The 21,918-nt window shown below is 73.6% G+C and carries 18 protein-coding genes; 16 read left to right on the forward strand and 2 right to left on the reverse strand.

All coding sequences use genetic code 11. From position 1 onward, the window contains the following. Positions 1 to 4: 4 nt before the first annotated feature. Positions 5 to 1,663, reverse strand: coding sequence for an AMP-binding protein (locus BSL84_RS25775; RefSeq protein WP_075972231.1), 1,659 nt, complete (start codon positions 1,661 to 1,663; stop codon positions 5 to 7). 146 nt (positions 1,664 to 1,809) lie between these two features. On the opposite strand from BSL84_RS25775, the gene BSL84_RS25780 reads away from it, so the two are divergent. Then, positions 1,810 to 2,940: an acyl-CoA dehydrogenase family protein gene (locus BSL84_RS25780; protein ID WP_045323971.1), complete on the forward strand. Its 1,131-nt coding sequence runs from the start codon at positions 1,810 to 1,812 to the stop codon at positions 2,938 to 2,940. Beyond that, positions 2,937 to 3,335, forward strand: coding sequence for a RidA family protein (locus tag BSL84_RS25785; RefSeq protein ID WP_030033759.1), 399 nt, complete (start codon positions 2,937 to 2,939; stop codon positions 3,333 to 3,335). Before BSL84_RS25780 ends, BSL84_RS25785 begins: the two co-directional genes overlap by 4 nt. 910 nt (positions 3,336 to 4,245) lie before the next feature. Here the strand turns inward: BSL84_RS25785 and BSL84_RS25790 are convergent. Further along, entirely contained in the window at positions 4,246 to 5,625 is a 1,380-nt protein-coding gene (locus tag BSL84_RS25790; protein WP_030033051.1) for an aminopeptidase P family protein, read from the reverse strand. A gap of 174 nt (positions 5,626 to 5,799) precedes the next feature. On the opposite strand from BSL84_RS25790, the gene BSL84_RS25795 reads away from it, so the two are divergent. The 14 genes from BSL84_RS25795 to BSL84_RS25860 all read left to right on the forward strand — a co-directional run bounded on the left by BSL84_RS25795 (position 5,800) and on the right by BSL84_RS25860 (position 21,910). Beyond that, positions 5,800 to 8,184: a collagenase gene (locus tag BSL84_RS25795; RefSeq protein ID WP_075971210.1), complete on the forward strand. Its 2,385-nt coding sequence runs from the start codon at positions 5,800 to 5,802 to the stop codon at positions 8,182 to 8,184. An 81-nt stretch (positions 8,185 to 8,265) separates the two neighbouring features. Next, on the forward strand, positions 8,266 to 9,441 hold the full coding sequence (locus BSL84_RS25800) for an NAD(P)/FAD-dependent oxidoreductase (RefSeq protein ID WP_075971211.1): 1,176 nt from the start codon (positions 8,266 to 8,268) through the stop codon (positions 9,439 to 9,441). Next, positions 9,441 to 9,752, forward strand: a complete 312-nt coding sequence (locus tag BSL84_RS25805; protein ID WP_078849012.1) for a (2Fe-2S)-binding protein — start codon at positions 9,441 to 9,443, stop codon at positions 9,750 to 9,752. Before BSL84_RS25800 ends, BSL84_RS25805 begins: the two co-directional genes overlap by 1 nt. After that, on the forward strand, positions 9,733 to 11,229 hold the full coding sequence (locus tag BSL84_RS25810) for an NAD(P)/FAD-dependent oxidoreductase (protein WP_199816167.1): 1,497 nt from the start codon (positions 9,733 to 9,735) through the stop codon (positions 11,227 to 11,229). Before BSL84_RS25805 ends, BSL84_RS25810 begins: the two co-directional genes overlap by 20 nt. 74 nt (positions 11,230 to 11,303) lie before the next feature. Continuing rightward, on the forward strand, positions 11,304 to 12,218 hold the full coding sequence (locus BSL84_RS25815) for a dihydrodipicolinate synthase family protein (RefSeq protein ID WP_030028941.1): 915 nt from the start codon (positions 11,304 to 11,306) through the stop codon (positions 12,216 to 12,218). 20 nt (positions 12,219 to 12,238) lie between these two features. Beyond that, a complete protein-coding gene (locus BSL84_RS25820; RefSeq protein ID WP_030028942.1) occupies positions 12,239 to 13,243 on the forward strand; it encodes a proline racemase family protein in 1,005 nt (334 codons plus the stop codon). Further along, the gene (locus BSL84_RS25825) at positions 13,240 to 14,259 is read left to right on the forward strand and encodes a proline racemase family protein (RefSeq protein WP_075971212.1); all 1,020 of its coding nucleotides are present in this window, start codon (positions 13,240 to 13,242) and stop codon (positions 14,257 to 14,259) included. The genes BSL84_RS25820 and BSL84_RS25825 overlap by 4 nt, the downstream gene beginning before the upstream one ends. Before the next feature lie 29 nt (positions 14,260 to 14,288). Further along, on the forward strand, positions 14,289 to 15,194 hold the full coding sequence (locus BSL84_RS25830; protein WP_030028944.1) for an ornithine cyclodeaminase family protein: 906 nt from the start codon (positions 14,289 to 14,291) through the stop codon (positions 15,192 to 15,194). A gap of 78 nt (positions 15,195 to 15,272) precedes the next feature. Beyond that, the gene (locus tag BSL84_RS25835) at positions 15,273 to 15,983 is read left to right on the forward strand and encodes a GntR family transcriptional regulator (protein ID WP_030028945.1); all 711 of its coding nucleotides are present in this window, start codon (positions 15,273 to 15,275) and stop codon (positions 15,981 to 15,983) included. Between the two features lie 210 nt (positions 15,984 to 16,193). Next, positions 16,194 to 17,939, forward strand: a complete 1,746-nt coding sequence (locus BSL84_RS25840) for an ABC transporter substrate-binding protein (RefSeq protein ID WP_045322330.1) — start codon at positions 16,194 to 16,196, stop codon at positions 17,937 to 17,939. A gap of 20 nt (positions 17,940 to 17,959) precedes the next feature. Continuing rightward, on the forward strand, positions 17,960 to 18,925 hold the full coding sequence (locus tag BSL84_RS25845) for an ABC transporter permease (protein ID WP_045322331.1): 966 nt from the start codon (positions 17,960 to 17,962) through the stop codon (positions 18,923 to 18,925). Beyond that, positions 18,922 to 19,908, forward strand: coding sequence for an ABC transporter permease (locus BSL84_RS25850; protein ID WP_045322332.1), 987 nt, complete (start codon positions 18,922 to 18,924; stop codon positions 19,906 to 19,908). Before BSL84_RS25845 ends, BSL84_RS25850 begins: the two co-directional genes overlap by 4 nt. Continuing rightward, on the forward strand, positions 19,908 to 20,939 hold the full coding sequence (locus BSL84_RS25855) for an ABC transporter ATP-binding protein (protein WP_045322333.1): 1,032 nt from the start codon (positions 19,908 to 19,910) through the stop codon (positions 20,937 to 20,939). Before BSL84_RS25850 ends, BSL84_RS25855 begins: the two co-directional genes overlap by 1 nt. After that, positions 20,936 to 21,910 (forward strand): ABC transporter ATP-binding protein, encoded by a 975-nt coding sequence (locus tag BSL84_RS25860; protein WP_075971213.1) that lies wholly within the window; start codon positions 20,936 to 20,938, stop codon positions 21,908 to 21,910. The genes BSL84_RS25855 and BSL84_RS25860 overlap by 4 nt, the downstream gene beginning before the upstream one ends. The last annotated feature ends 8 nt before the right edge of the window (positions 21,911 to 21,918 follow it).

A 21,918-nucleotide genomic window follows, 5' to 3' on the forward strand; every position in this document is an offset into this window, starting at 1 on the left:
GGTTTCACTCTAGGGCGTCGCGCCGGTCGGACCGGACTCCTTGATCGCGCAGCCGAAAGCGCTGGAGCTTGCCCGTGGCGGTGCGGGGGAGCGCCGGCAGGAAGACGAAGGAGCGCGGGCACTTGTGCGGGGCCAGCTCGGCCCGCATGAACGTGCGCAGGGCGTCCTCCGTGAGCACCACGCCGTCACGGACGACGGTGTACGCCACGACGACCTGCCCGCGTCGCTCGTCCGGGCGGCCCACGACCGCGGCCTCCACCACGTCCGGGTGGCGCAGCAGGGCCTCCTCCACCTCCGGGCCCGCGATGTTGTAGCCGGCCGAGACGATCATGTCGTCCGCGCGGGCGACGTAGCGGAAGTAGCCCTCGGTGTCGCGCACGTAGGTGTCGCCGGTCAGGTTCCAGCCGTTCTGTACGTACTCGGCCTGCCGGGGATCGGCCAGATAGCGGCAGCCCACCGGGCCGCGCACGGCCAGCAGTCCCGGCTCGCCGTCCGGGACGGGCCGTCCGGCCCGGTCCACGACGCGGGCCTGCCAGCCGGGCACCACCCGGCCGGTGGCGCCGGGCCGGATGTCCCCGTCGGCGGCGGAGATGAAGATGTGCAGAAGCTCGGTCGCGCCGATGCCGTTGACGATGCGCAGGCCGGTGCGTTCGAACCAGGCCTGCCAGGTGGCGGCGGGCAGGTTCTCCCCGGCTGAGACGCAGCGGCGCAGCGCCGACAGGTCGTACATGCCCACGTCGTACGGGCCGAGGGCGTCCAGCATCGTCCGGTAGGCGGTGGGCGCGGTGAACAGCACCGTCACCCGGTGCTTCGCCAGCGCGGGCAGCAGCCGGCGCGGCACCGCGTCCTGCAGCAGCAGCGCGGACGCGCCGGCCCGCAGCGGGAAGACGACGAGCCCGCCGAGGCCGAAGGTGAAGCCGAGCGGGGGACTGCCCGCGAACACGTCGTCGGGGCGGGGCCGCAGCACGTGCCGGGAGAAGGTGTCGGCCACGGCGAGCAGGTCGCGGTGGAAGTGCATGCAGCCCTTCGGCCGCCCGGTGGTCCCCGAGGTGAAGGCGATCAGGGCGACGTCGTCGGCGGAGGTCGCCACGGCCGGGAAGGGCGCGTCGTGACGCTCGGCCCGTCTGAGCAGGTCGTCCTCGGCGCCGCCGCCGTAGGCGGTGATCCGCAGCCCGGGCACCTCCGCCTTCACCAGGTCGTCGAGCACGTCCGCGTGGCACAGGGCGTGCCGGACCTGCGCCATCGCGCACACCGTCGCCAGCTCCTGCGCGCGCTGCTGGGGCAGTACGGTGACGGCCACCGCACCGGCCTTCATGACCGCCAGCCAGCAGGCGGCCAGCCACGGGGAGGTGGGCCCGCGCAGCAGCACCCGGTTGCCGGGTACGACGCCGAGATCGGCGGTCAGGACGTGGGCGATGCGGTCCACACGGTCGCGGAGCCCGCCGTACGTCCACACCTCGCCGGCGCCGTCGCGGAAGGCCGGGCGGTCGGCGCCCTCCGGCCCGAACCGGGCGATGGTGGCGTCGAGCAGCTCGGCACCGCAGTTCAGCCGGTCCGGATAGGCCAGTTCGGGCAGATCGAAGAGCAGCTCCGGCCAGGCGTCCGCGGGTGGCAGATGGTCGCGGGCGAAGGTGTCGACGTGAGCGGAAGGCTTGAGGTCCAAGGCGGGTACGCCCCCTTGCAGCGGTCCGGAGTGGGTGGGGCCGGCCGTGCGGTCGTTTCTCCCGGCGACCGCCGGAAGGTACTCCTTGGAGCGTATCGTGACGGTGACGGCAGTCAACAGGACGCGATAGATGCGGGGATGTTCGGATGACCGGATTCGCGCTCGGGTTGGACCAGGAGGAGTGGTGCGGGCGGTTGCGCGCACTGTCGGAGCAGCGGCTGAGGCCGCTCGCGGAGAAGGGGGAGCCGGGCCGCGTCAACCGGCCGCTGCTGGCGGCGCTGGGTGAGCTCGGCCTGCTGGAGCGGGTGTTCGCGTCGGGCGCGCTGGAACTGTGCCTGCTGCGGGAGTCCCTTGCCTACGGTTGCACGGAGGCCGAGACCGCGCTCGCCCTGCAGGGCCTGGGGGCGTACCCGGTCCTGCGGGCCGGCACCGAGGCGCAGAAGGAGCGCTGGCTGCCCGGGGTGCGGGCCGGGCGGACCGTGGCCGCGTTCGCACTCAGCGAGCCGGGGGCGGGCTCGGACGCGGCGGCGCTGGCGCTGGCCGCGGACCCGGATCCGGCGGGCGGGTGGCGCCTCGCCGGCGAGAAGTGCTGGATCTCCAACGCACCCGAGGCGGATTTCTACACCGTGTTCGCCCGTACGGGTGAAGGGCCGGGCGCGAAGGGGGTGACGGCCTTCCTGGTCCCCGCGGACCGCGACGGCCTCAGCGGCGAGCCGCTGGACATGCTGTCCCCCCACCCCATCGGATCCCTCCGGTTCGACGGGGTCCCGGTCGGCCCCGAGGACCTGCTCGGCGAGCCGGGGCGGGGCTTCCGCGTCGCCATGGACACCCTGAACCTCTTCCGGCCCAGCGTCGGCGCGTTCGCGGTGGGCATGGCCCGGGCCGCACTGGACGCGACGCTCGCGCACACGGCCGGGCGGACCGCGTTCGGCGGAACCCTGAGCGACCTGCAGGCGGTGGCGCACCGGGTGGCCGAGATGGCCACCCGCACGGAAGCGGCCCGGCTGCTGGTGTACGCGGCGGCCGGGGCGTACGACCGGGGCGCGGCGGACGTGCCCGGGCGGGTGGCGATGGCGAAGCTGCTGGCCACGGAGACGGCCCAGTACGTGGTGGACCACGCCGTCCAACTGCACGGGGCGGTCGCCCTGCGCCGGGGGCACCTGCTGGAACACCTCTACCGGGAGGTGCGGGCGCCGCGGATCTACGAGGGGGCGAGCGAGGTGCAGCGCACGATCATCGCGAAGGAGCTCTACGGGGCGCTGGGGGCCGGGCGGTGAGCCTTGAGCGGATCAACCCGGCGGAACTGTCGCCCGCGACGGGCTTCTCGCACGCGGTCGTGGCCACGGGGTCGCGGCTGGTGTTCCTGGCCGGCCAGACCGCGCTGGACGGCGCCGGCAAGGTGGTGGGGGAGACCCTGCCGGAACAGTTCGAGACGGCCCTGGCCAACCTCCTGTCCGCCCTGGCCGCGGCGGGCGGCGCGCCGGGGGATCTGGCCCGGGTGACGGTGTACGCGGTCGACGTGGCCGCCTACCGTTTGCACGCGGCCGAACTGGGCCGCATCTGGCGGAGGCTGGCGGGCCGGGACTATCCCGCGATGGCGGTCGTGGGCGTGACGAGGCTCTGGGACGAGGCGGCGCGGGTGGAACTGGACGGCCTGGCGGTCCTCCCGTAGCCCGGCCTTTCGCTCCCGCGGGGGTGGCGGTTTCGGGGTAGCCCCCGGGCCGGTGGTGCTGGGGCGCTGCCCCAGGCCCCGCGCCTCAATCGCCGGCGGGGCTTGGGTGGTGTGGGGTGGTGCCCCGCCGGAATGTCTCCTCGGCTCGCGCGGTGCCCAGGATTGCGGAGGTGGGTCGGTGGTGCGCGCTCGTCCTGCGGGGACACTCCGCCGTGTCCCCACCCCACGGCAGTGCGTTCGCCTGTACCCGGCAGCAGCCCAAGGCGCCTCCTGAAACCTCCTCGTCGCGGTTGGAGCGGGGACGGGCAGGGGTGTCCCCGCAGGACGAGGCGTCACCGCCGGGCACCGTGGTGATCGCTCGCGCTCGCCGAGCCGAGGAGACACCCCTGCCCGGCCCCGCGACCGCCCGCACCATCCCAGCCCCGCCGGCGCTTGAGGCGCGGGGCCTGGGGCAGAGCCCCAGCACACGGCCCGGGGGCTGCCCCGAAACCGCCACCCCCGCGGGAGCGGAAGGGCCCGGCCCCGCGACCGCCCGCACCATCCCAGCCCCGCCGGCGTTTGAGGCGCGGGGCCTGGGGCAGAGCCCCAGCACCACCGGCCCGGGGGCGACCCCGAAACCGCCACCCCCCGCGGGAGCGGAAGGGCCCGGCCCCGCGACCGCCCGCACCACACCAGCCCCGCCGGCGCTTGAGGCGCGGGGCCTGGGGCAGAGCCCCAGCACCACCGGCCCGGGCCGACGCCCGAACCGCTACCCCCGCGGGAGCGGAAGGGCGCGGGGCCTGGGGCAGAGCCCCAGCACACGGCCCGGGGGCCACCCCGAAACCGCCACCCCCCGCGGGAGCGGAAGGGCCCGGCCCCCCACGCCAGCACACGGCCCGGGGGCTACCCCGCCCCCCCCGGAGCGGGACAGTTAGCGCCGGGCCCCTTGCAGGAGGACCGCCATCCACTCCTCGATTCCGGCCACCGTCCGCGGAAGCCCCCCCGACATCAGACGCGCACCGTTCTCCGTGATCACCAGGTCGTCCTCGATGCGGACGCCGATGCCCCGCAGCTCGGCGGGAAGGGTCTCGTCGTCGGGCTGGAGGTACAGGCCCGGTTCCACCGTGAGGACCTGGCCCTCTTCGAGGACCCCGTCCAGGTAGGTTTCCGCCCGCGCCTTCGCGCAGTCGTGTACGTCGAGCCCCAGCATGTGCCCGCTGCTGCACAGTGTGTACCGCCGGTGCAGGTCGCCCTCGGCGTTCTTCAGGACGCCCCAGTCGGCCAGGCCCTCCGCGATCACCCGCATTCCGGCCCGGTGGAAGTCCCCGAAGCTCGCTCCCGGCCGCAGGGCCGCGATGCCCGCCTCCTGTGCGGCGAGGACCAGTTCGTAGACCTGCCGCTGGACGGGTGAGAAGCGGCCCGACAGGGGGAGGGTGCGGGTGATGTCGGCGGTGTAGAGGGTGTCGGTTTCCACGCCCGCGTCCAGCAGGAGCAGTTCCTGTCCGTTCAGCGGGCCGTCGTTGCGGATCCAGTGCAGGGTGCACGCGTGGGCGCCCGACGCGGCGATCGTCTCGTAGCCGGTGCCGTTGCCCTCGGCCCGGGCGCGCAGGCCGAAGACGCCCTCGATCCAGCGCTCCCCGCGCGGGTGCGCCAGCGCGCGCGGCAGGGCCCGTACGACGTCCTCGAAGCCCGCAGTGGTGTGGTCGACGGCGAGCTGGAGCTGCTCGACCTCCCAGGCGTCCTTCACCAGGCGCAACTCCGAGAGTGCTGCCGCGAGTTCCGCGTCGGAGCCCGCGTGGCGGCCGTCCGGCGAGCCGAGGGCGTCCAGGTGTGCGCAGCGGATGCCGGTGAGGCGTTCCGCCTCCGCCAGGTCGGGGCGGCGGCCCACCCAGAACTCCCCGTACCGGCGGTCCCGGTAGAACTCCCCGTCCCCGTCGGCCCGCGGTGAGCGGGGCCGCAGGTGGAGGACGGCCTCGTGGGCGTGCGGGCCCGACGGTTCCATGACCAGGACGTGGCCGGCCTGGTCCTCGCCGGTGAGGCCGGTCAGCCAGGCGTAGGCGCTGTGCGGGCGGAAGCGGTGGTCGCAGTCGTTGGAGCGGACCTTCAGCTCGCCGGCGGGGATGATCAGCCGCTCGCCCGGGAATCGGGCCGAGAGGCGTGCCCGGCGGGCGGGGGTGACGTCGTGGCCGGGGACGCGGGCGGAGTCGGGGAGTGGGGAGGCGGCCCAGCCGTCCGCCATGAACCGTGACAATTCCGGTGACACCGGACGGTCGTGACTGCCCGTGTTGAGGCGGGCGGGGGTGTCGGTCACGGGGGCTCCTTCACGGAAGACGCGAACTGGTGGGCGCACAGGTCTTGTCAGTGCAATTTCACATTACTATGTTACAGCTCACACCGCGGCACGTTAATCCCCGTCAAACGCCGCGTGACGCAGGGCAGTTCACGCACCACCCCCCACCTCACCCTCTCCACACAGGAGTTCTCGGTGCTCAAGCACAGAGCTGTGCGCTCTTCCCTCCTCGCCTCCGCCGTAGCCGTGACGCTGGTCGCCACCGCGGGACAGGGGGCCACACAGGCCGCCGAGTCCGCGGCCCCGGCCGCGTTCGCCGGCGCCCAGGCCGCCGCGCCCGCCACCGCGGCCCACGGCCCGACGGGCAACCCGTTCGACGAGGTCGACCGTTTCGCGGAGGCCAAGGACAACGCCCCCGCCCCCGCCCCGGCGCCGGGCGGGCTGAAGATCTCCGGCCAGGTCCCCGGCGCGGCCCCCGCGGCCGCGCCCGTCCAGGACCTGGAGAAGCGGGGCACGGCCGCCAAGTCGGCCCCCACCGCCAAGAGCGTCGCCGCGGGCGTCCCCTGCACCCTCGACGGGATCACGAACCTCGGCCCCGAGCAGTTCGCCGACTTCCTCGCCGACCCGGCCGTGCTGGCCGACGGCTGCCTGCGCGGCCTCATCTGGACGTGGGACGCCCGCCTGGCCCCGGTGATGTCGGACGCGCACGTCCAGGCCGTCTCGCGCCGGATATCCGCCCTGGCCGCCGCCCACGACGGCCGCAACTCCTCGCACCTGGAGGAGATGTTCACCTACCTGCACGCCGTCGCCTACCACGACTTCTCACGCGACGAGATCGACGTCACCGACGCCCCGACCACCGCCGCCATCCGCAAGGCCATCGACGACTTCGGCAACGCCGCGCGGACCTTCGACGTCACCCCGGCCAACGCCCGCACCCTGCGGGAGGCCCTCTACTCCGCCGGCCCCGGCCTGCGCCAGCACCAGCTCGGCCTGACGAAGAAGGTCCTGGCGACCATGGACCCGGCCCACCCGGCCACCCACCTCGACGCCGGCTGGGCGGGCGCCGTGCTCGCCGCGCTCTCCAACAACTACCTCGGCGTCTACCCGGGCAACGAGGACACCGCCTTCCACGCCGCCGTGGCCGCCGACCCCGCCTACCGCGCCGCGTTCAAGGCCTTCGCCGGCTACACACACCTCAAGGACTCGGGCAACGCCTGGGTGGTGCGCGACGCGCTCAGCGAGTACGCCCGCTTCGGCCAGGTCGACGGCCTGCGCGACCAGGTCGTCGCCGACCTCGGCGCCATGCTCGGGCCCCTGAAGGCCGGCTTCGGCGACGGCAGCGAGCCGTGGGCCAAGGTCGTCTCCTGGCTCAACTTCTACCAGGCGTGCAAGCCGTACGGGGTGTGCAAGGAGGACATCGAGAAGAAGCTCTTCCCCTACACCTACACCTACGACAACGGCGCCATCAAGGTCCGCACGGCGCTGGACCGGGCCACCGTCGACCAGCTCTACTACGCGAGCAAGCAGGTCAAGGCGCAGTACCACCGCGTCCTGGGGACCGACCAGCCGCTCGCGGGCGACCCCAACGACACGCTGAACATCGTGCTCTACGCCTCCCGCGCCGACTACGTCAACTACCACCCGATCCTGACCGGTTACGACACCAACAACGGTGGCATCTACATCGAGAACGGCGCCACCTTCTACACCTACCAGCGCCGCGTTCCGCAGGACTCCTCCCTGACCCTTGAGGAGCTCTTCCGCCACGAGTACACCCACTACCTCAACGGCCGCTTCGCCGTCCCCGGCTTCTTCGGCCAGGGCCCCTGGTACGAGGGCGACCGTACGACCGCGATGGACGAGGGTACGGCCGAGTTCTTCGACGGGGCCACCCGCGACAACGGCATAGCCGTCCGCAAGTCCCTTGTGAAGAGCATCATCAGCGACACGGCCGGCGGCGGCCCGCGCATGAGCGTCGAGCAACTGCTGAACGCCACCTACGACGGCGACGGCTTCCGCTTCTACAGCTATGCCGGCACCTTCTTCGAGTTCCTGTGGACCGAGAAGCCCTCGCTGCTGCGCGAGATGTACACGCACCTGCGGGCGAACGACGTGGCGGCGTACGACGCCTGGCGCCACCGGCTGGGGGCGGACACCTACCTCCAGCGCGACTACGACCGCTTCCTGGACGCGCAGATCGCCAAGGTCGACCAGCTCTTCGTGCCGAACACCACCTTCACCCCCAACGAGCGGCTGCGTGACTCGGCGCTCGCCTCCGTGAAGTCGTCGTTCGCCACGGCCACCTACAACACCCCGGACTGCGTGGAGAACGGCGACCCCGGCAAGCGCCGCTTCACCTGTACGGGCCGCATCACCGCGAACCTGAAGAACTGGCGCAGCGACGACCAGAACTTCAAGGACATGTCGGAGACGGTCGACTACTTCATCCTCGACCGGGCGGGTGCCGCCTCCAACAACCTCGCCGACATGAACTGCTCCTTCAGCACCCCGGAGATCTGGAGCAACAAGGTCGCCGCGACCTCCACCTACAGCTGCGAGGGACCGCTGCGCAGCTGACGGACTCCGGACCGGCCCCGCGCCTGAGGAGGGTGCGGGGCCGGTCTGGGCAGCCACTAAAGAATGTGACATATTACTGTCGTGCTCAAGAGACACTCCCTGGACGCCGTGATCGTCGGCGCCGGCGTCGTCGGAGCGGCCTGCGCCTACTACGCGGCCCGCGCCGGACTCTCCGTGGCCGTGGTCGACCGCGGGCCCGTCGCGGGCGGCACCACCGGCGCCGGCGAAGGCAACCTGCTCGTCTCCGACAAGGAGGCGGGCCCGGAGCTGGACCTCGCCCTGCTGACCACCCGGCTGTGGACCGAACTCGCCGCCGTCCTCCCGCGGGAGGTCGAGTACGAGGCCAAGGGCGGGCTCGTCGTCGCCCCGGACGAGGCCACGGTGAAGGCCCTGCGGACCTTCGCCGAGGGGCAGCGCGCCGCCGGCGTCGACGCGGTCGAGGTGCCGGCGCACGCCCTGCACGACCTGGAGCCGCACCTGGCCCCGGGCCTCGCCGGAGGCTTCCACTACCCCCAGGACGCGCAGGTCCAGCCGGCGCAGGCGGCCGCCCGGCTGCTGGCCGCGTCCGGCGCCGAGGTGCACCTGGGGGAGGAGGTGGTGGAGGTGCTGCTGGACCGGGGCGCCGTACGGGGGGTCCGCACCCCGCGCCGCGAACTCCTGGCCCCGGCCGTGGTGAACGCGGCGGGTACCTGGGGCGGGCACGTCGCCCGGCTGGCCGGCACCGACCTGCCGGTGCTGCCGCGCCGGGGCTTCGTCCTGGTGACCGAGCCGCTGCCGCGGGTGGTCCGGCACAAGGTCTACGCCGCCGACTACATCGCGGACGTCGCCAGCGGCTCCGCCGCCCTGCAGTCCTCCGCCGTGGTCGAGGGCACCCCTGCCGGACCGGTCCTCATCGGCGCCACCCGTGAGCGGGTCGGCTTCGACCGGAGCCTGTCGACCCAGGCGCTGCGCCGGCTGGCCTCGCAGGCGGCGGCCCTCTTCCCCGTGCTGGCCGGCGTACGGGTCCTGCGCACCTACCACGGCTTCCGCCCCTACCTGCCCGACCACCTCCCCGCGATCGGCCCGGACCCCCGCCGTCCCGGACTGCTGCACGCCTGCGGCCACGAGGGCGCGGGCATCGGCCTCGCCCCCGCCACGGGACTGCTGGTCGCGGCCGCCCTGACCGGAGCCGAACCGCCGCTGCCGGCCCACCCGTTCCGCCCGGACCGCTTCGGCAGCGGCCCGGCCCCCGCCGACACCCCCGAGGAGCACCCCTGATGCGCAGCCCCCGCTCGCTGGTCGGCGGCAGCCCGGAGGCCGCGTACGAGATCACCTTCGACGGCCGTGAACTGCCCGCGCAGGACGGCCAGAGCATCGCCGCCGTGCTGTGGGCCGCCGGGATCCTCGCCTGGCGCACCACCCGCGAGGGCGGCGCCCCGCGCGGCGCCTTCTGCGGGATCGGCAGCTGCTACGACTGCCTCGTCACCGTCAACGGCCGGCCGAACCAGCGGGCGTGCCTGGTCCCCGCCCGCCCGGGGGACGCCGTCACCACCCAGGAGGGAACCGGCCGTGCCGACCTCACCGTCTGACCCCGCCGTGCCCTCCTCCGAGCCGGCGGACCCGGCCCCTCGAACCCCGCCCGCGCCGCCCGCCGAGCCGGTGGACCTGGCCGTCGTCGGGGCCGGGCCGGCCGGTCTGGCCGCCGCCGTCACCGCCGCCGGGCGGGGGCTGCGGGTCGCCCTCCTCGACGCGGGCGACCGACCCGGCGGGCAGTTCTACCGCCACCCCGCCCCGGGGCTGGGAGCGGCCCGCCCCGAGGCCCTGCACCACGGCTGGGCCGAGTTCGCGACCCGCGAGGCCGCCCTGCGCGCACACGAGTCGGCCGGCCGGATCACCCACCTGCCGCTGCACCACGTCTGGACGGTGGTGCCGGGGGAGGGTGGCTGGACCCTGCACGCCGTCGCCGGCCATGCCCCCCAGGAGCGGGCCGCCGCCGTCACCGCGCGCGCCGTGCTCATCGCCACCGGCGCCTACGAGCGCCAACTCCCCTTCCCCGGCTGGACCCTGCCCGGCGTGGTGGGGGCGGGCGGCGCGCAGGCCATGCTCAAGGGCGGTCTGGTCCTGCCCGGCAAGCGCGTGGTCGTCGCCGGGAGCGGTCCGCTGCTGCTGGCGGTCGCCGGCTCCCTCGCCGCCGCCGGAGCCACCGTGCCCGCCGTGGTGGAGGCCGCCGCCTACACCGCGTACGCCGGCCGGCTGCCCACCCTGCTGCGCAACCCCGCAAAGCTCGTCGAGGCCGCCGGCTACGGCGGGGCGCTGGCCCGGCACCACGTCCGGCTGCTCACCCGGCACGCCGTCACCGAGGCCCACGGCACCGGCCGGATCGAGGCCGTCACCGTGGCCCGGCTCGACCGAGACTGGCGGCCGCTGCCCGGCACCGCCCGCCGGATCCCCTGCGACGCGCTCGCCGTCGGCCACGGCCTCGTGCCCCAGCTCGAACTCGCCACAGGTCTCGGCTGCGCCACCCGGCCGTCCCCCGACGGCACCGTGGCCCTGGAGGTGGACGCCGAACAGCGCACCTCGGTCCCCGGCATCTGGTCCGCGGGTGAGACCGGCGGCATCGGCGGGGCCCAACTGGCCCTGACCGAGGGCGAACTGGCCGCGCACTCCGTCGCGGACGCGCTGCACCCGGGCCAGGGCGCCCCGCGGGAGGCGCGCGTGGAACGCCTCGCCCGCCGCCGCGCCCGGCTGCGCGCCTTCGCCGGCGCCATGGCCGCCGCCCATCGTCCGGGCGAGGGCTGGACCGGCTGGCTGCGGGACGACGCCGTCGTCTGCCGCTGCGAGGAGGTCCCGGCCGGCCGGATCCGCGAGGCGGCCGGCGACCTGGGGGCGCGGGACGCCCGTACGGTCAAGCTCCTCACCCGGGCCGGCATGGGCTGGTGCCAGGGCCGCATGTGCGGACCGGCCGTCGCCGCCCTCGCCGGGCAGGAGCCCGCGGCGGACCGGCGGCCCTTCTCCTGCCCGGTCCCGCTGGGCCATCTCGCCGAACTTCCCGCCACCGACCGCTGATCCGGGGGGTGCGGCCCTTGTGGCCGCACCACACCCACTAGTAAAATGTCACACACCACACTAGGGAGCCTCACATGACCGACGCGCACACCCCCGCGCCCCGCACCCGCCCCTGGCACGGAATCATGGTCGCCACCGCGCTCCCCCTGCGCGAGGACCTCTCCGTCGACCACGACGCCTACGCCGAGCACGTGGCCTGGCTGATCGCCAACGGCTGCGACGGCGTGGTCCCCAACGGCTCCCTCGGGGAGTACCAGACCCTCACCGACGAGGAGCGCGCCCGCGTCGTCCGTACCGCCGTCGAGGCCGCCGGCGACGGAGCCCGGGTCATGCCGGGCGTCGCCGCCTACGGCAGCGCCGAGGCCCGCCGCTGGGCCGACCAGGCCGCCGAGGCCGGCGCCGGCTCCGTACTCCTGCTGCCGCCCAACGCCTTCCGCGCGGACGAGGAGACCGTACGCGCCCACTACGCCGAGGTCGCCCGCGCCGGGCTGCCCGTCGTCGCGTACAACAACCCCATCGACACCAAGGTGGACCTCGTCCCGTCCCTGCTCGCCCGGCTGCACGCCGACGGGTCCATCGTCGCCGTCAAGGAGTTCAGCGGAGACGTGCGCCGCGCCTACGAGATCGCCGAGCTCGCCCCGGGCCTGGACCTGCTCATCGGCGCCGACGACGTCCTCCTCGAACTCGCCCTCGCCGGCGCCGTCGGCTGGATCGCCGGCTACCCCAACGCCCTCCCGCGCTCCTGCGCCACCCTCTACCGGGCCGCCGTCGCCGGGGACCTCGACACCGCCCTGCCGCTCTACAAGTCCCTGCACTCCCTGCTGCGCTGGGACTCCAAGACCGAGTTCGTCCAGGCCATCAAGCTCTCCATGGACCTGGCGGGCCGCCCCGGCGGAGCCACCCGCCCGCCGCGCTTCCCGCTGACCGGCGAGACCGAGGCCGCCGTCCGCGCGGCCACCGAGAAGGCCCTCGCCGAGGGCCTCAACTAACCAGCCGGAGGGGACGCCTGATGCGCACACGCCACGTCTACCACGCGGTGGACTCGCACACCGAGGGAATGCCGACCCGGGTCGTCACCGGAGGAGTCGGGGTCATCCCCGGCGCCACCATGGCCGACAAGCGGCTCCACTTCATCGAGCACATGGACCACCTGCGGACCCTGCTCATGTACGAGCCGCGCGGGCACTCCGCGATGAGCGGCGCCATCCTGCAGCCCCCGACCCGCCCGGACGCCGACTACGGCGTGCTCTACATCGAGGTGTCGGGCCTGCTGCCCATGTGCGGGCACGGCACCATCGGAGTGGCCACCGTCCTGGTCGAGACCGGCATGGTGCCCGTCGTCGAGCCGGTCACCACCGTCCGGCTCGACACCCCGGCCGGGCTGGTCAGCGTCGACGTGCGGGTGGAGGACGGCGCGGCCACCGCCGTCACCCTCACCAACGTCCCCTCCTTCAGCGTCGGCCTCGACCTCAAGGCCGACGTCCCCGGCCACGGCACGGTCACCTACGACCTCGCCTACGGCGGCAACTTCTACGCCTTCGTCGAACTCGACGCCCTCGGCCTGCCCTTCGACCGTGCCCGCAAGGACGACCTGCTCGCCGCCGGGCTCGCGCTGATGGACGCGATCAACACCGGACCCGACCGCCCCGTCCACCCCGAGAACCCCTCCATCGCCGGGGTCAAGCACGTCTACCTCGCCGCGCCCGGATCCGACGCCCGCCGCTCCCGGCACGCCATGGCCATCCACCCCGGCTGGTTCGACCGCTCGCCCTGCGGTACGGGCACCAGTGCGCGGATGGCCCAGCTGCACGCCCGCGGCCTTCTCGGTCTCGACACCGACTTCACGAACGAGTCGTTCATCGGCACCGAGTTCACCGGACGGCTGGTCGCGCGGACCACCGTCGGCGGGCTGCCCGCCGTGGTCCCCACCGTCACCGGACGGGCCTGGATCACCGGCACCGCCCAGTACTTCCTCGACCCGTCCGACCCCTTCCCCGGAGGCTTCCTCCTGTGACGACCGTCCGAACGGTGGACTACCACACCGCCGGCGAGCCCTTCCGCATCGTCGACACCGCCGCCGAGGGCATGCCGCCCGTTCCCGGCGACACCGTCGCCGAGCGCTGCGCCACCGCCGTCGGGCCGGGCGGGTCGGGGACCGCGCCGCGCCGGGGCGCGCTGGACGACGTACGGCGCATGCTCGTGCAGGAGCCGCGCGGACACGCCGGAATGTACGGCGGGTTCGTGGTCCCCGCCGACGACGACGGGGCCCACTTCGGTGTGCTGTTCTGGCACAAGGACGGCTACTCCACGGCCTGTGGCCACGGCACCATGGCCCTCGGGGCCTGGGCCGTGGACAGCGGCCGGGTCGCCGCCCCGGCCGACGGGGACGTCCCGGTGCGCATCGACGTACCGTCGGGGCGGGTCACCGCCACCGTCCACCGCGGCGGCGGCCGCACCACCGGGGTCACCTTCCGCAACGTCCCGGCCCGGGTGGGCGCCCGCAAGGTCCCCGTGGCCACCACCCTCGGGCTGGCCGAGGCCGACATCGCGCACGCCGGCGCCTGCTACGCCTCCGTCCGGGCACGCGACCTCGGCCTGGAGGTCTCGCGCGCGGCGCTGCCCGCGCTGGTGCGCGCCGGACAGGAGGTCCGGGCCGCCCTCGCCACGCATCCCGCCACCTGGCACCCCGGCGGCCCGCTGCTGTCCGGGGTGTACGGGGTCATCCTCCACGAGGAGCTGCCCGACACCCCGTTCGGACCGCACCAGCGCAACGTCACCGTCTTCGCGGACGGGCAGGTCGACCGCTCGCCCTGCGGCTCCGGCACCTCGACGCGGCTCGCGCTGCTCGCCGAGGACGGCCGGCTCGGCCCCGGCGAGGACCTGCTGAGCGAGTCGGTCACCGGTACCGTCTTCACCGGCCGGATGCTGGACGGCGGGGTCACCGAGGTCACCGGCACGGCCTACCGCACCGGCGAACACGCCTTCGCCGTGGACCCGTACGACGCCCTCGGCACCGGGTTCCAGCTGTGAAGGGGACACCGCGGCTCGACGCCGCGGCGATGGCGGCCCTGCTCCGTCCGGCCGAGGCCGCCGACGCCCTGGCCGCCGCCCTGCGCGGCGGTCTCGACCCGGAGGACTGCCCCCCGCGCTCCGCGATCGCCGTACCCGGCGGCGGCGAACTGCTGCTGATGCCGGCCGCGTCGGGCGCGTACGCCGGGGTGAAGATCGCCGGGGTCGCGCCCGGGAACCCGGCCCGCGGCCTGCCGCGCATCACCGGCTCCTACCTCCTGCTGGACGGGCCCACTCTGCGCCCGGTGGCCCGGATGGACGGCGCGGCCCTGACGACCCTGCGCACACCGGCGGTCTCCGCCTTGGCGCTGCGCCACCTGGCGCCGGCCGGACGGCCGCTGCGGCTGGTGCTCTTCGGGTCCGGACCGCAGGCGTACGGGCACCTGGACGCGGTGCTGGCGGAGCGGGAGCTGGCCGACGTCGTGGTGGTCGCCCGCGACGGCGAGCGCGCCGAACGCCTCGCCGCGTACGCCCGCACCCTGGGTCCGGCCGCCCGGACCGGCGCCCCGCACGACGTGGCCGACGCCGACCTGGTCGTCTGCTGCACCACGGCCCGCGAACCGCTCTTCGACGGACGGCTGGTGCGCCCCGGCGCGGTGGTCGTCGCCGTCGGATCGCACGAGCCGACCGCCCGGGAGACCGACACCGCCCTCGTGCGACGCGCGGCGGTGTACGTGGAATCGCGGGCGGCGGCCCTGCGGGAAGCCGGTGACCTGCTCGTCCCGGAGGCGGAGGGGGCCATCGGGCCGGGCCACATCACGGGCACCCTCGCGGACCTGGTGGCCGGGCGGCTGCCGGGGGCAGGGGAGCGGGGTTGTCCACAGCTCTTCAAGAGTGTGGGCATGGCCTGGGAAGATCTTGCCGTGGCGGTCGCGCTGTACGAGGCCGCCCGCTGAGATATGAGTAGCGCAACGTGACATTGTACGCTGTTGCTCTGCTCGTCGGCAGGTGAAAAGGGTCTCGGAGGAAACGCAATGGGTGACCTGAAGCAGCACAGTCTCATCAAGGCCCAGGAACGACTCCGCGACCAGGTCGGACACGCCCTCCGAGCCGCCCTGATAGCGGGAGAGCTGCGCCCCGGCAGCGTCTACTCCGCCCCCGGCCTCGCGGCCGAACTCGGAGTGTCGGCCACCCCGGTGCGCGAGGCCATGCTCGACCTCGCCCGGGAGGGCCTGGTCGAGCCGGTCCGCAACAAGGGCTTCCGCATCACCGAGGTCAGCGAACGCGACCTCGACCAGTACACCGAGCTGCGCACCATGATCGAGGTGCCGACCATCGGCCGGATCACGCAGACCGCCACGGCCGGGCAGCTGGAGGAACTGCGCCCGATCGCGGAGGAGATCGTCACCAGCGCCCGTGAGCACAACCTCATCGGCTACCTGGAGGCCGACCGCCGCTTCCACCTCACGCTGCTGGGCCTCTCGGGCAACGAGCGGCTGGTGGAGACGGTCGGCGACCTCCGCAAGCGGTCCCGCCTGTACGGCCTGACCGGCCTGGACGAGGCCGGCAAGCTGGTCTCCTCCGCCGAGGAGCACCTGGAGCTGCTGGACCTGATGATCAGCGGCGACGCGAAGGCGGCGGAGGCCTGCATGCAGCGCCACCTCGGCCACGTCCGCTCGCTCTGGGCCCAGGGCCGCGACGAACCGGTCGGCCGTCCCCCGGGCGGCCTCGGCGCGGTCCGCTAGCCTCCCAGGCCCCTGTTCCCGCCGCCGGGCACCCCACGGGTGTCCGGCCCCAAGCATGCCCGGACGCAAGGGATTTGGACACGGCTGGGTAACGGCGGCTCCGACCCCTTGTCAGTGCAATTTCACATTACTATGTTACCGGTCACATCGCAGAGCCGTAGAGCCATGCGGCCGCACCGCCGCAGAGCGTGCCCCTCCCTGGAGTGACCCATGACCAAGCGCACCCAACTCGCCCTCGCCACCGCCCTGGTGGCCGCACTCGCACTCGGCGCCTCGGGCTGCACCGGCACCGGGAAGGGCGCCACCGGCGGCGCCGGGGCCGAGAACCCGGCCGCCGCCAACGACGGCAAGATCCTCGGCGGCACCCCGGTCAAGGGCGGCACCCTCACCGTCCTGTCCAACCAGGACTTCGCGCACCTCGACCCCGCCCGCAACTGGGTCATGCCGACGATGGACTTCGGCACCCGCCTGCTCTACCGCACGCTCGTCACCTTCAAGGCCGAGCCCGGCAAGGCCGGCAGCGAACTGGTCCCCGACCTCGCCACCGACCTCGGCACCCCCTCCAACGGCGGCCGCACCTGGACCTTCACCCTCAAGGAGGGCGTGAAGTACGAGGACGGCACCCCGGTCAAGGCCCAGGACATCAAGTACAACGTCGAGCGCTCCTTCGCCCCCGACCTCACCGGCGGCCCCGACTACGCCGCCCAGTACCTGGCCGGCACCGAGGGCTACAAGGGCCCCCTCCAGGGACAGCGCCTGGACTCCGTCAAGACCCCCGACGACCGTACGATCGTCTTCGAACTCAAGCGCCCCGTCGCGGAGTTCTCCGCCACCGCCACCCTGCCGACCTTCGCCCCCGTGCCCCAGTCCCAGGAGAAGGGCACCCAGTACGACGCCCGCCCGTTCTCCTCCGGCCCGTACAAGATCGAGTCGTACGACCGCGACAAGAAGCTGGTCCTCGTACGCAACGAGCACTGGGACCCGGCCACCGACACCGTCCGCAAGGCCTACCCCGACAAGTTCGTGGTCGTCATGGGCCTCAAGGGCGGCCAGATCGACGACCGGATCATCGCCGGCGAGGGCGCCGACGCCTCCACCGTGCAGTACGCCGACATGCGCCCCGAGAGCGCCCCCAAGGTGCTGCCCAAGCCCGACGTCAAGGCCCGGCTGCTCGCCGAGTCCCAGGGCTGCACCGAGATGCTCCACCTGAACAACTCGCGCGCCCCCTTCAACGACTCCAAGGTCCGCGAGGCCATGCAGTACGCCGTCGACAAGGAGGCCGTCGTCACCGCCGGCGGCGGACCCGCCCTCAACGAGATCGCCACCGCCTACCTGCCGCCCGCCCTCGCCGGCGGCAAGCAGGCCGACACCCTGAAGATCCCCCCGGCCGGCGACCCGGCCAAGGCCAAGGAACTCCTCAAGGCCGCCGGCAAGGAGACCCTGAAGGTCTCCCTCGCCGTCTCCACCGGCGACAAGGCCAAGGCCGAGGCCATCCAGCAGGGCCTCGCCCGCGTCGGCGTCGAGGTCGTCATCGACACCGTCGACCCCGGCGCCTACTACGACGTCATCGGCGACCTGTCCACCACCCCCGACATGACCCTCAGCGGCTGGTGCCCCGACTACCCCTCCGGCTCCACTTGGATCCCCTTCGTCTTCGACGGACGGACCATCAAGGACAAGGGCAACCAGGGCAACTACAGCCAGTTCCGCGACGAGGAGGTCATGAAGCGGATCGACGAGATCAACGCCATGGCCGACGCCAAGCAGGCCAACCAGGCCTGGATCGACCTCGACGCGACCCTGATGGCCAAGTCCCCCAACGTCCCGATCCTGCTGGAGCGCAAGCCGCTCCTCGTCGGCACGAACATCGCGGGCGCGTTCGGCCACCCCGTGTGGACCGGCACCATCGACTACGCCACGGTCGGCCTCAAGGACCCCTCGAAGAGCCAGGGCTGAGGCCCGGAGCCCCCGACACCATGACCACCACAGCACCCGGCAGCGCCACGGACGGCCGGCGCGCGGCGGCGCCCGGCGGCAGCGCGCCCGGCAGCAGCCCCTGGCAGCTCGCCCGGCGGGAACTGCGCCGCCGCCCCGCCGTCCGCGTCAGCACCGGCATCGTCCTGCTCTTCGTCCTGATGGCCGCCACCGCGCCCTGGCTGGGCGCGCTCGGCGGCTGGTCCCCGCACGAGTTCGACAAGAGCGCCGTCGACCCCTACCTCGGCGGCCAGCCGATCGGCCCCCTCGGCGGCATCAGCCCCGAGCACTGGCTCGGCGTGGAACCCGTCACCGGACGCGACCTGTTCGCCCGCGTCGTCCACGGCGCGCAGGTCTCCCTCCTGATCGCCTTCGCGGCCACCGCCATCGTCGTCGCAGCCGGCACGGCCGCCGGGATCGCCGCCGGCTACTTCGGCGGCCGCACCGACACGGTCCTGTCCCGGCTCATGGACCTGACCATGTCCTTCCCCTCCCTCATCTTCATGATCGCGATGCTGTCCGTGGCCAAGGACGTCAACCGGCTCGTCCTGATGACCGCCGTCATCGGGGTCTTCGGCTGGCCCGGCATCGCCCGCATCGTCCGCGGCCAGACCCTCTCCCTCAAACACCGCGAGTACGTCGACGCCGCCCGCGTGGGCGGCGCCGGCCCCTGGCGGATCCTCACCCGCGAGATCCTGCCGGGCGTGGCGGGCCCGGTCATCGCCTACACCACCCTGCTCATCCCCGGAATGATCAGCACCGAGGCCGCCCTCAGCTACCTCGGCGTCGGAGTCCGCCCGCCCACCCCCTCCTGGGGCCAGATGATCGCCGAGTCCGTCGCCTACTACGAGACCGACCCCATGTACTTCGTCATCCCCAGCGTCTTCCTCTTCCTCGCCGTGCTCGCCTTCACCCTGCTCGGCGACGCCCTGCGCGACATCCTCGACCCGAGGGGCGGCCGTACGTGATCGTCTACCTCGCCCGCCGGCTGCTCGCCCTCGCCGGGGTGCTCCTCGCCATCGCGGCCGTCACCTTCCTCATCTTCTACGTCCTGCCCGCCGACCCCGCCGCGGCCGCCTGCGGCAAGACCTGCAGCGCCGAACGGCTCGCCGACGTACGCGTACACCTGGGCCTCGACCAGCCCCTGTGGAGGCAGTTCGCCGACTTCCTGACCGGCATCTTCACCGGCCGCACCCTCGGGTCCGGCCAGTACGCCGTCACCTGCGACTTCCCCTGCCTGGGCTACTCGTACGAGAGCTCCCTGCCCGTGTGGGACCTGCTCATGGACCGCCTCCCGGTCTCCGCCTCCCTCGCCCTCGGCGCCGCCGTGCTGTGGCTGATCCTCGGCCTCGGCGCCGGCGTCACCGCCGCCCTGCGCAAGGACACCGCCACCGACAAGGCCCTGATGGTCGGCGCCGTCGCCGCCGCCTCCCTGCCCGTCTACTTCACTGCGGTCATGCTCATCTACGGCGTCATCCGCATCGCCGGACTGCTGCCCTACCCCACCTACCAGCCCTTCACCGACAACCCGCTCGGCTGGGCCTCCAACCTGCTCCTGCCCTGGACCGCGCTCGCGCTGCTCTACGCCGCCATGTACGCGCGCCAGAGCCGCGGCTCGATGATCGAGGCGATGGCCGAGCCCTACATCCGCACCGCCCGCGCCAAGGGCATGCCCGAGCGGACCGTCGTCGTCAAACACGGCCTGCGCTCCGGGATGACACCGATCCTGACCATCTTCGGCATCGACCTCGGCGGGCTGCTTGCCGGGGCCGTCATCACCGAGTCCATCTTCGGACTCCCCGGCATCGGACGGCTCTTCTACGGCGCCCTGGTCAACTCCGACCAGCCCGTCGTCCTCGGCGTCACCCTCCTCGCGGCCTTCTTCATCGTCGCCGCCAACCTCGTCGTCGACCTCCTGTACGCCGTCATCGACCCGAGAGTGAGGTACTGATGACCGAGGCCACCACCACCGCCGCTCCGCTCCTCGAAGTACGCGACCTGCGCGTCACCTTCACCACCCCCCGCGGGACCGTCCGGGCCGTCGACTCCGTCGGCTTCACCGTCGAGGCCGGACGCACCCTCGGCATCGTCGGCGAGTCCGGCTCCGGCAAGTCCGTCACCTCGCTCGCCGTCATGGGCCTGCACCGCGGCGCCGTCGAGGTCGGCGGCACCGTCGCACTCGCCGGACGGGAGCTGACCGGCCTGACCGAACGCGAGCTCGGCAAGGTCCGCGGCCGCCGGATGGCCATGATCTTCCAGGACCCCCTCTCCAGCCTGCACCCCTACTACACCGTCGGCGAGCAGATCGCCGAACACTTCAGGGTCCACTTCAAGGCCGGTCGGGCCGCCGCACGCAGACGCGCCGTCGACATGCTCGGCGAGGTCGGCATCCCGGAGCCGGCCCGCCGGGCGGGCGAGTACCCGCACCAGTTCTCCGGAGGCATGCGCCAGCGCGCGATGATCGCCATGGCCCTGGCGTGCGAACCCGACCTGCTGATCGCCGACGAGCCGACCACCGCCCTCGACGTCACCGTGCAGGCGCAGATCCTGGAACTCATCGCGAAGATCCAGCAGGAGCGCGGACTCGGCGTCGTGATGATCACCCACGACCTGGGCGTCGTCGCCCGCGTCGCCCACGAGGTGCTGGTCATGTACGGCGGCCGCGCCGCCGAACAGGCCCCCGTCGACGACCTGTTCGCCGACCCCGCCCACCCCTACACCCGCGGGCTGCTCGACTCGCTGCCCCGCCTGGACACCGCCGACGACGAACCGCTCCCCTTCATCCCCGGCTCCCCGCCGTCCCTCCGCGCACCGGCCCCCGGCTGCGCCTTCGCCCCACGCTGCCCGCTGGCCGCCGACCGCTGCACCGACGTGCGGCCCGAGCTCGCGGCGTACGGCGACGGCGACGCGGGTGCCGGCGCCGGCCGTTCCGTGGCCTGCCACTTCGCCGGAGCCCGCACCGCCCAGGAGGCGGCCCGATGACCGAGACCCCGCTGCTGTCCGTACAGGACCTGACCATGACCTTCCCCGGCAGACGCTCCGCGACCGGGCGCCGGGGGGCGCCCGTGCGCGCCGTCGACGGGGTCTCCTTCGACCTGGCCGCCGGCCGTACCCTCGGCCTGGTCGGCGAGTCGGGCTGCGGGAAGTCCACCACCGGCCGCATGCTCGTACGGCTGCTGGAGCCCACCTCGGGCCGGGTCGCCTTCGAGGGCAAGGACATCAGCCGGCTCTCCCAGGCGGCACTGCGCCCGCTGCGGGGGAACATCCAGATGGTCTTCCAGGACCCGCACTCCTCGCTCAACCCCCGCCAGACCGTCGCCCGGATCATCTCCGAGCCGCTGCTGGTGCAGGGCTGGAGCGCGGGGGACGCCCGGCGCCGGGCCGCCGACCTCATGGAACTCGTCGGGCTGATCCCCGAACACATCGACCGCTACCCGCACGAGTTCTCCGGCGGCCAGGCCCAGCGCATCGGCATCGCCCGCTCCCTGGCCACCAGCCCCCGCCTGATCGTCGCCGACGAACCGGTGTCCGCGCTCGACGTCTCCGTCCAGGCGCAGATCGTCAACCTGATGGAGCGGCTGCGCGCGGAACTCGGCCTCGCCTACGTGTTCATCGCGCACGACCTGTCGGTGGTCAAACGGGTCAGCGACCGGGTCGCCGTCATGTACCTCGGCCGGATCGTCGAGATCGGGGACAAGGCGTCCCTCTACGAGAACCCCCAGCACCCCTACACCCGGGCGCTGTTGTCCGCCGTACCGCTGCCCGACCCGGCGGCGGAGCGGCGGCGGGAGCGGATCGTGCTGCTCGGCGACCCGCCGAGCCCGGCCGCCCCGCCCCCGGGCTGCACCTTCCACCCGCGCTGCCCCAAGGCGCAGGAGATCTGCCGGACGGAGCGCCCGATGCTGCGGATCGCCGCCTCACGCGAGGTGGCCTGTCACTTCCCGGGTGACTGACGGGGATC

The organism is Streptomyces sp. TN58 (assembly GCF_001941845.1).
GTDB lineage: Bacteria > Actinomycetota > Actinomycetes > Streptomycetales > Streptomycetaceae > Streptomyces.